Source organism: Wolbachia endosymbiont of Atemnus politus (assembly GCF_013309895.1).
The window spans coordinates 1-8,179 of sequence record NZ_JAAXCS010000056.1 but is presented as its reverse complement, the minus strand read 5'-3'; the positions used below and the strand labels follow the sequence as shown (position 1 = coordinate 8,179).

The window sequence follows — 8,179 nt, the reverse complement described above, 5'->3', positions numbered from 1 at the left end:
TGGAAAAGATAAGCTATCTAGAAAAAACCTCAAACGAAGAAGTCCTGAAGAGGGTTGAAGAAGAGAGAAAACTTTTGAAATGCATAATGCAAAGAAAGACTAGATTTGCTGGACACGTTCTGCGAGGATCTTCGGGACACTTGGCACAAATGATACTTCAGGGAAAAGTTGTCGGTGGAAGAAGACCTGGAGGACCAATGAGAGAATGGTTCGACGACATCAAGGATTGGACGGGACTTGGAATGAAAGAAGCTACTGACCGGGAGAAGTAGAGAAGAGCTGTTCATCTGCTGCAACCCTCTATTTGAGGACGCCACCTGACGACGATACACAGGACATGCAATTTGTGTGACAACTGCAGAAGCAACTGGTCGTAGCAGTGCTGTGAAAATGGTCGAAAATGCTCAATCTCTGAATATACTCGTTGATGCTGGCTATACGGGAGAAAATTTTGTAACTCAAATAAAATCTACTATTGATGCAGCTGTTGAGGTAATAAAGCGAAGTGAAATACATTTTTTATTGCATGGCAATCTATATAAAGAGATGGGTTGTTGAGAGATCGTTTGCTTGATGCAGGCGATTTGGAAAAATTGCGAACGGAACTAGCCTGCAAATGGTCGTTCTTGCTTTCACTTCTCAAAAGATTATGATCAGGTTCTAACACAATAGTTAAATTATTATAAAAATATCATTTAAAGTTATCTTGCATGACTTTCGGCAACACTGCTGAACGGATACATAGATTCTGCTTTCCTTCCTAAATATTATAAGAAGAGCGGCACATGTTAGGCTCCTTCACCCTGGTCCTTTATAAACAATGATTTATTCCACACGAAGTTATGATGTAATCTTATCTTACATAGTAAAGGTGTTTTGTAGAGATAATTATGATCAATTCTTTACAAGAACCTAACGAATTGCGAAAACGTTTGCAGGGATTTTATCGTACTGATGAAAAAAGTTATATACGTTATCTTACAGAAAAAATAGAGCTTTCGGCTGATTCAAAAAACATAATTTACAATATTGCAAAACAAGTTGTCGAAAAAATTAAAGGCAGTAAATTAGGCATCATAGATTCTTTTATGCAGCAATACTCGTGTTCCAATGAAGAAGGAATAGCGCTGATGTGCATTGTTGAATCACTACTTAGAATACCAGACGATTATACAATTGACGAACTAATCAAAGATAAAATTGTCAATCAAGAGTGGAGTAAACACTTAGGATGTTCCTCTTCGTTGTTTGTTAATGCTTCTACTTGGAGTTTAGTGATAGGAAGTAGTATACTAAGAAGCGATGGAGAAAAATACAAAATTCTATCACGCAACTTCCAGATTATTTAAAAATTTAGGGGAGCCAGTAATCCGCAAAGCAGTGAAACAAGCGATGTTAATGCTTGGCAAGCATTTTATTGTTGGAGAAACTATAGCAAAAGCATTGGAAAATATAGAGTCAGATGATCATATCAAGTATTTATGCTATTTTGATATGCTTGGTGAAGCTGCTTGTACATCTGAGGGGGCAGAGGAATATTTTAATTCCTATATGCATGCAATAAAAGCCATAAGTGAATCTACTGATACGGGCGATTGCTTTAAATCTCATGAAGTTTCAATCAAGTTGTCTTCATTGCATCCACGTTATGAGTTCAGCAATTTGGTAGTATAGATGAAGAACTTAGAACCAAGGTGTTGGAGCTTTGCCATGAAGCAAAAAAATATAACATTTCACTATGTATAGATGCAGAAGAATCGGAAAGACATGAGACGTCATTAGTTTTATTCGAGCAATTGCGTCTTGGTGAGTCGCTTTCTCAGTGAGAAGGACTTGGCTTGGCTGTACAAGCGTATCAAAAACGTGCTTTGTCTGTTCTTGATTTTGTTGAAGATGTTGCTATTCGGTCAAAACATAAAGTTATGGTGAGGCTTGTGAAAGGAGCATATTGGGACTCAGAAATCAAGCGCACACAGGAATTAGGGTTAAGTGGGTACCCGGTATTTACTAGAAAAAGCTATACAGATCTATGCTACCTTGCCAGCGCACAGAAACTTTTAAGCAAAGCAAGTCACTTTTATCCATGCTTTGGAACTCATAACGCTTATACTTTTGCTGATATAATGGAGCTTGCTGATAAAAACCACCCTGGGTTTAAGTTCCAACGCTTACCTGGAATGGGTAAGAGCTTATACGATTATGCAACATCAGAACTTGCAACAAATATCAATTGCCGCATATTCGCGCCGGTTTGTAAACATAGTGATTTATTACCATATCTTATTAGACGCCTTCTTGAAAATGGAGCTAATAGTTCATTTGTCAATCAAATAAATGATTCTAACGTTAAAATTGAAGAGTTACTTTCAGATACATTAGAACAAGCTAAAAGCTTGGAGTATGAACATCATCCAAGCATTTCGTTGCCACAAGATATTTTTGGAGAGGGAAGGAAAAACTCTTTAGGGATGGATATTAGCGATTCAGTTACAGTTTCAAAACTCGCAAACGATATAAAAGAATTTAGCGAAAAGAAATGGCAGGCTGGACCGATAAATGATGGAGAGGTACTATTTAACGGTGCTGAATTTACTGAAGTTGTTAATACAGCACATTTGGAGAATGTGATTGGAGAAGTGTCGAATACTACAAGTGATCAGGCTTTAAGCGCTATTGAAGTAGCGCATAGTGCTTTTGCTCATTGGCAGAATGTTTCAGCAGAAGAGCGTACTAAGCTTCTTGAAAGAGCTGCAGATTTGTTTGAAGAAATTATGAAAGAGCTGATTTACATTCTGATCGTGGAAGCAGGAAAGGTTTTATCCGATGCAATAGCAGAAGTAAGAGAAGCAGTCGACGTTTTGCGTTATTACGCAATGATAGCAAGAAACGAACTGAATAACTGGAAAAAAATGCCAGGCCCAACAGGCGAAGTTAACTTCATTTTTTTTAAGGCAGAGGGGTTTTCTTATGTATATCATAATTGAATTTTCCACTTGCTATCTTCATTGGACAGGTATCAGCTGCGCTTGTGGCAAGCAATGCAGTGCTGGCGAAACCATCAGAGCAAACACCGATTATTGCTTACGAAGCTGTTAGAATATTACATGAAGCAGGGATACCAAAAAATGTCCTGCATTTTATTCCAGGGGGCGGTCAGTATTTAGGTAAGACATTAGTACCAGATAGTAGAATCTCCGGTGTAGCTTTCACTGGTTCAACACAAACCGCTCAAATAATTAATAGAATGCTAGCCAGCATAAATGGTCCTATTGTCCCACTTATTGCTGAAACTGGTGGATTAAATGCTATGATTGTTAACAGCTTAGCTCTTTTGGAGCAGGTGTCCTCAGATGTTTTACTTTCTGCATTTCGAAATAGAGGCCAACGCTGTTCTTCGCTTGGAGTGCTATTTATTCAAGAAGATATAGCAGAAAAACAGATAAAGATGATATGCGACGCAGCTCAGGAATTAAAGGTTGGTGACCCAATACAGCTTAGCACTGATATTGGTCCAATAGTTTACAAAACATCTATTAATATGCTGACTAAACACACGGAAAAAATGTCAGGGGATAAAGATTCAAGCCATCAAAAGTGCCTATGGGCACAAATTCTCATAATGGTTATTTCTTTCCTCCATATATTTATGAAATACAAAAAATTTCGCAATTAAAGCAGGAAACATTTGGTCCCATTTTGCATATCATAAGTTTTGATAAGTCACAATTAGATGAGGTTATAAGTGACATAAACAGCACAGCATATGGGGCTTACGTTTTCTTTTCAGAGCCGTATACAAAATCAGATCAATTTAATAAGCAAAAAAGTGTCAGTTGGAAATGTGTACATCAATCGCAATCAGATAGGTGCAGCAGTTGGGGTACAACCATTTGGTGGTAGAGGGCTATCCAGCACAGGTCCTAAAGCTAGTGGTCCTAATTATTTGCAACGTTTTTCTATACAGAAAAGGTTGTGAGTTTAAACACTACAGCATTTGGTGGTAATACTACGCTTATGTGTTTGGATTGATTTGAATTCTTCTTTTGAAAATAGACTTCTGTTTCAGCAGAAGTATAACGTTGAAAGAAATCATTTGACAACCCCCTTCAATTTCATTACAATGACAATGAAGCTATTGATTTATCTTCGCAATCTGCAGATTAAAACGACAAAGGAAATTTTGTATTTGGCGTCTCATGTTTAAGAGTTTGCACTATGTGCACTCTATGTCTTCATGAAACTTCTAGGTTTTTGCCTATACAAACTGAAACGCGCTTATAGGTCGTTTAAGACAGTATAGAACGTCAAATAGAACAAGGGAGAATCTAAATACTAGCTGCTCTGGGTTTCTTTTGCCTTTTTTCTACTTTAGTAAATTTCTTAACGTTGGAGTAGTTGTATAAAATCCCTAGCGTTTAGGATAAAAACGCCGATATTTGAGGTACATAGAAAATAGCTAACCAACAACCATGGGGATTCTTTTGCCTTTTTTTCATTTGGTGAATTTTTTAATGTTTATAGCTAAAGCAATCTAAGAGAGTGCGGCATTGCAGAAAGCGCCAAAATAATAGCCTTTTTTAGGTTATGCAAAAAGTCTAATGTATTTCCAATATTACAACAAAGAGAGATGTGATTTACAGAAAGAGTTAGCAAAGGGAAATAAAAAAGCTCTGGACAGTCAAAAAGAGGAAAATATTGTTTTATATAGCAACTGCTATAAAGTACGTGAATTATATAGGGTTTTGAATCTATCTGCTACTCTAATGAAGGACCAAGAGCGTTTTATTTACGTTTTTTTCATTAAAATGTTATTTACTTATTAACTTAAAATACATATCATTATACGGATGAAAAGCAACCCATTAGCAGTAGTATTTGATTGGGATTATACCTTAGTTGACACTCAAGATAATATTTCTAATGCTATTAAGCATACCTTAGACTCAATGCGGCGTAGTAATAAAACTGCTGATAGAAACTCCCATGAATCAAGAAAAAGCTACATGGTCAATTTATTTGGCGATCAGTGGAAAGAAGCAAATCAGATATACCAACAATACTTAGATAATACACTGTTGTAAAACAGTACTCTAAACCAGGGAGTAGTGAAAATGTTGCCAACGTTGAAAAATCATAATATTTATCTAGCAATAGTTAGCAATACGAAAAACACTAATTTACGTAAAGAAGTTGCCTATTTTAAGCTGGATTCTTACTTTGAGAGAGTAGTTGGTTCATGGGATACTGCAGAAGATAAACCATCTGCAACCCCACTGCTATTTGCACTAGAGGAGAGTACGTTGCCTATAAATAGAGAAAATGTATTTTTCGTTGGTGATAGCATTACAGATATTTTGTGTTCACAAAACGCTAATTGTTTGCCTATCGTATACGGCCAATTAATAAGTGGCTACGAAGATTTGTTATGCTTTCAGCATTTTGATGAACTTACAGATTTCATAATAAAATATTTGGAATATAAATAATGACAGAAATTGTCAGTATACAAAGGCGCTTTTGCGCATATTAAATAGATATGGTAGTTTTATTAATTCCAAACTTATTAATTATACTATTGTTAAAGGGTTTTCCGTTAATTTTAGATCTATCACATATGTTTGTAAATTGCAGTTACTTCACATATTTTATATCTTCAGCAGCTCAGGCAACTCCCGGTCAGCAGTTAATGAACATACATATCATAATATTAGACAGTTCTAAACTAGACTTGAGTTTAGCATTTGATAGAAGCATTTCTCAGTTTTTTCTTTCATCTATTGAAAAACGTAATTATTATCCTTGTCGGGCTTTTTCAAGAACAAGGTGCGTTAGTAAGCGTTTTCAACATATTGGTAGTAGTTATGGCTGTAGTTACAGAGTATCTGCTTGTCCTCTGCTGGTATTTGGTTGCTTGCTTCTCTCCTAAGAAACAGACATATCATGATATGCTATTTGGTACGATTGTTGTAAATGGAACTATCAAATGAGTTGTCATCAGCTTCATTGTCGTATAGATTATACCGATAGATTAAACTAAAGGAAGGTTATGAGTAAACAGATAGTAAAGAATTTGAATAAATTACTAACCAACGAGTTGACTTCTGTGCGTCAGTATCTTTTGCATTCTGCAGTTTTTAAAGATAATGGGATTATTAAACTTTCAGAAAAGATGTAAAAAGAGCCTAATGAAGAACTTGGACATGCAAATGAACTGGCAGAAAGAATTCTATTGCTTAAAGGTGTACCAAACTTTCAAGATACAAATGAAATCTCAATTTATGACGGGATGTTCACGAAAGATACAATACGCAAAGTCTTAGAAAATAATCTCAAATTAGAAGAAAAAGGTTTACAAGACTACAAAGAGGCAATTTCTGTTGCTGAAAAGGAAAAGGATTTTGTTAGTGTAATGTTATTAGAAGAACTATGAAAAATAAGGAAGAGCACTTACATTGGATTAAAGAGCAGATTAGCCTTATTGAGCTTATAGGTGCAGAATATTACCTAAATGTGCAAATATAAAGTGTTAAAAAAAACAGTATTTGTTTTAATTATACCTTGTTTACTTTTTTTTCATTAGGGTTAAGGCAATTATTAAGGCTGAGCTGGGAGAATAATACAATCAAAAATATGAATCTTCTAGTTGTTTATCTATTGACCAATAATGATCTTGCAAAATTTAATTACGGACACGTCAAGATTGATGGAATTTTGAGTAACATAGAACTATGCGTTTTTGAAGGGCAACGCGGTTATCATGTCTGTCTCCTGTGCTACTCACAATTGGACATTACATGCTGGTGAATAAAGGAATAGTTAAAGAAAAAAAGAGGAAAAAACAAAAATTGAAAAAGTAGATGTAAGTGGGATTTTATATTGCAATGGCAGAAAAGCAGAAGTTGGTTGATCAAGAATGATACTGCTTTGAACACGTGGTTTACCCTAACTACAGAAGAAATCTCTAATGAACTCGGTATTGAGCTAGAGAAATTTATGCTGTGGCAAAAAGATTTCGGCAATAAATTAACTATACAGCTGATAAAACACTTGGAATATGCAGTAACTTGGTTTGCACTTTCCTTGATTTGGATAATTATATATATGGCTAATTATAGACAAAACAAACGTCACCCAAATAGCTACTAACTGGGAGTAATCATTCATCTCTATATCACTGCTAATATCCTTTATCATGCTGTAATTGCCTTAACTAAACCTATTTTTAAAGACTCAACTCCGCTTTCGCTATTTCCATTCAGGCTCAGTGCTGCTCCACCAAGTTGCAGTCCCATCTCAGATGTTTCAGGAATAATGTTACTAGCCCCTAAATCCTTATAAACCACTGCACTACTCAGATCTGGTAGGCGTATTATAATATTTAGATGTGCAAAATTTGTCGAAACTAAAGAAACTATCTTCTTTATAGTAACTTCGTTCATTACTGTAATCACGAGAGCCTGAGCTCTTTCTATTCCTACTGATTTTAAAATTTCATGTCTTGTAGCATCTCCAAGGTATATAGGAAAACTGTCACTTTTCCATTCTTTGACTATTTTCGATTGAATATCCACAACAACGTAACCTAGATGCTCTATAGTAAGCATTTTTGTTACCATATATCCCACCCTGTCAAATCCAGCAACTATTACATGGTTGTAAAGATCTTGCGTATCTGTTTCAATTGCTTCACCGTCTAGTATTACTTTCTCAGTGCTAGATGAATTTACTATCCAATTTCCCAGTCACGATAGAAGAGGAGTGAAAGCCATAGTTGCCGTAGTTACCATCATAAGCACTTGGGCTATTTCACTTGGTAGTACGTCTAACTCATCTGCTAAACGAAACAAGATAAATGCAAATTCACCACCCTGTGCAAATAATAACCCAGCTTGTATGGAAGGTGCACTCTTAAATCCAAAATATCTGCACAATACGTATATGATAGATGTTTTTAAAACGATAAGGATGAGCGATAATAAAGTAATTAGCTGCAATTTATTGAGTAAAATAACAATATCAATAGATATACGGACGTTCATGAAAAATAAGCCGAGAAATAAGTCTTTGAATGGCAACACCGCGTGTTCCACTGAGTGCCTATGCTCCGTTTCTGCAACTAATAATCCAGCAACAAATGCGCCCAATGCCATCGATAAATGAAATTGCTCTGTAATGAATG

The 8,179-nt window shown here is 35.6% G+C and carries 3 protein-coding genes and 5 pseudogenes; 7 read left to right on the top strand and 1 reads right to left on the bottom strand.

Annotated elements, in window-relative coordinates:
• From HET73_RS04540 to HET73_RS08275, 7 genes and pseudogenes are all read left to right on the top strand, one after another.
• The coding region (locus HET73_RS04540) for a hypothetical protein (protein ID WP_174134092.1) at window positions 1-272 on the top strand (272 nt) is incomplete at its 5' end.
• A gap of 76 nt (window positions 273-348) precedes the next feature.
• Window positions 349-558: a hypothetical protein gene (locus HET73_RS04535; protein ID WP_174134091.1), complete on the top strand. Its 210-nt coding sequence runs from the start codon at window positions 349-351 to the stop codon at window positions 556-558.
• 332 nt (window positions 559-890) lie between these two features.
• A pseudogene (gene putA / locus HET73_RS04530) lies at window positions 891-4,029 on the top strand (bifunctional proline dehydrogenase/L-glutamate gamma-semialdehyde dehydrogenase PutA).
• An 818-nt stretch (window positions 4,030-4,847) separates the two neighbouring features.
• Window positions 4,848-5,486 (top strand): annotated as a pseudogene (locus HET73_RS09475) (HAD family hydrolase).
• Window positions 5,487-5,536: 50 nt separating this feature from the next.
• Window positions 5,537-5,987 (top strand): annotated as a pseudogene (locus HET73_RS09675) (RDD family protein).
• A 59-nt stretch (window positions 5,988-6,046) separates the two neighbouring features.
• Window positions 6,047-6,430: pseudogene (locus HET73_RS04515) on the top strand (ferritin-like domain-containing protein).
• A 473-nt stretch (window positions 6,431-6,903) separates the two neighbouring features.
• A complete protein-coding gene (locus HET73_RS08275) occupies window positions 6,904-7,146 on the top strand; it encodes an SURF1 family protein (RefSeq protein WP_246210134.1) in 243 nt (80 codons plus the stop codon).
• A gap of 24 nt (window positions 7,147-7,170) precedes the next feature.
• On the opposite strand, the pseudogene HET73_RS09470 reads toward HET73_RS08275, so the two are convergent.
• Window positions 7,171-8,179: pseudogene (locus tag HET73_RS09470) on the bottom strand (cation:proton antiporter domain-containing protein); the annotation flags it as partial.